Below are 2370 nucleotides of genomic sequence, written 5' to 3'. Positions count from 1 at the left end.
GGCGGAATCTGCGTGAGCCGCGCTAGCGAGACTGAGCATGAGAGATACAAAAACTGCGCCAGTGGCGATCTTCTTGAGCATATCTATCTTTCTGTGTCGGTAACTGAGAACCTTTCGAGACTATGAGCAAGACGTGAACACCCGGCAACGTGCGGCCATCGTTGTCATGACGTCTCTATCGTCTTCCCGTCACCGCGGAAAGCTGCTTAGATAAACCAGCTATCACCGCGCAGCCCGGGAGGCTCATTCCATGACGACCCACGTATCCGCCAGCCACAGCGCGCGACGGATGGCGCTTCGCCACGTCCTGACCGGCCTCGCCGTGGCATCCGTTGTCACCGTCTCCGTGCTGACCGGGGCGACCGCCGCGAACGCGGCGGACTACCCCTCCGTGCCGACGAATACCCTGGCGGGACCGTCGACCGGGCTCGTCGGGCCGGCCATGATCACGCTCGACTCCGCGGGCGGCACGTACGTCTCGATCCTCACGGACGGCAACATCCTCACGTTCGCCCCCGGGGCCACGGGCGACGCTGCCCCGGTGAACACGATCGTCGGAGGGCTGAACCTGGTCGGAATGGCCCGTGACGCCGTCGGCAATATCTACGTGTCCGACCTGGGAGCCGGCGGTCTGGGTGCGGGCGCCATCCGCGTCTTCGCGCCGGATGCCACCGGTGCGGCCACTCCACTGCAGACGATCCAAGGACCGAACACCGGTCTGATCGGAACGCTGGGCATAGCCGTGAGCCCCGACGGCGTGATCTACGTCTCGAATTTCTCCGACTCGACCATCACCGTGTATGCCGCCGGCGCCACCGGCGATGTGGCCCCCATCCGCACGATCGTCGGCGCGAACACCGGCCTGGGCGCTCCCGGCGGAATCGCCCTCGACCTCGCCGGCAACCTCTACGTGTCGAACAACTCCCTCGCGTCAATCACGGTCTATGCCCCCGGAGCGGACGGCGACGCGTCCCCGACCCGCACCATCGTGGGCCCGAACACCGGCCGGGCTCCGCTCGGCGGCATCACCGTGGACCCGGCCGGCGCCATATATGCAGCCAATGGCGGCAACAACTCGGTGACGGTCTACGCTCCTGGTTCCGACGGCGATGCCACTCCCACGAACATCATCACCGGCCCGGACTCCGGACTGAACTATCCGATCGGCATCGCCGTAGATGCGGCCGGCACCATCCACGTGGGCAATCTGCAGGGCGGCTCAATTCTCGAATTCGCCCCGTCGCCCACGGTGACCGCGGTCAGCCCTGTTTCCGGACAGACCTCTGGCGGCGGAACCCTGACGGTGAGCGGCACCGGCTTCATCGCCGGAGCCACCCTATCGATCGGCGGGATCGCCGCCGACAGCGTCGTCGTGGTCAGCGCCACGCAGATCACGGCCACCATTCCGGCTCATGACCCGGGGGCCGTCGACGTGAGCGTCACGACCGTCGGCGGCACCGTGGTCGCTGCTGGTGCGTACACCTACGTGCTCGCCCCCGTTGTCACACCCGTGGCGCCGGTCGTGAGCGCAGCATCTGCGGTCACCACGGTGCTGCCCGCGACGGGCGTCTCTCCCGGCGCCTTCGCCTTCGGCGGGCTGTTCCTGCTGCTCACCGGCCTCGGAGCGGTGCTGTTCACCCGCCGCCGCCTCGCCTAGGGCCGGCTAAAACCGGAGAATCCGAGACACCGCGCGATGTCACGCTAAGAGGCATGTCTCGAAAAACACCGGTTTGACGGCCTCGTTCGACAGCGTCATCCGGATACACTCATGCCGATCTGTTCGTCACACGAATCGAAAGGCAGTCAGATGAGCTTTCTCGGATTCCTCCTTCTCGGCCTCATCGCCGGCGCGATCGCCAAGGCCATCCTGCCCGGGCGCCAGAGCGGCGGATGGTTCGTCACTCTGCTGCTCGGAGTGGTCGGCGCCATCCTCGGCGGCTATCTCGGCAGCCTGATCTTCCACGTCGGCCTCGGTGATTTCTTCTCCCTCACCACGTGGCTGCTCGCGATCGGTGGGTCGCTCCTGATGCTTCTGGCCTACGCGGCGGTCACGGGCCGCAACAAGTCCTCTTAACGGCGCGTTATCCTGCCGACGCGGATGCGGGACACGGATGCGGGACACGGAGCCGCGGCCCGGATAGCCGCCACGCCAGACGTTCAATGCCCAGCACAAATCTGCAGGCCCACCTACGGCCAGTGAAGATCTGAGCGGACTCGCGGAGAGAACACAGCACCTATACCTGTTGCAGCCGTGCCAAAAGCGATATAATTCGCGCTGACGGAGCCCCGGCCGAAAACTGCTCCCTGTGATACCAATCCGAGTCGACTGGATCTCCGAATAGATAGACAAGACACGGGCTCGCCGTGGAA

The 2370-nt window shown here is 65.5% G+C and carries 2 protein-coding genes; both read left to right on the top strand.

Annotated elements, in window-relative coordinates; genetic code table 11:
- The first annotated feature begins 250 nt into the window (after nucleotides 1-250).
- Nucleotides 251-1657 (top strand): IPT/TIG domain-containing protein, encoded by a 1407-nt coding sequence (locus tag JF66_RS17185; protein ID WP_081882473.1) that lies wholly within the window; start codon nucleotides 251-253, stop codon nucleotides 1655-1657.
- Between the two features lie 150 nt (nucleotides 1658-1807).
- Nucleotides 1808-2074 (top strand): GlsB/YeaQ/YmgE family stress response membrane protein, encoded by a 267-nt coding sequence (locus JF66_RS17180; RefSeq protein WP_035879924.1) that lies wholly within the window; start codon nucleotides 1808-1810, stop codon nucleotides 2072-2074.
- The last annotated feature ends 296 nt before the right edge of the window (nucleotides 2075-2370 follow it).

It is taken from the genome of Cryobacterium sp. MLB-32 (assembly GCF_000738085.1).
Classification (GTDB): Bacteria; Actinomycetota; Actinomycetes; order Actinomycetales; family Microbacteriaceae; genus Cryobacterium.
This window is presented reverse-complemented; position numbering and strand designations above follow the sequence as displayed.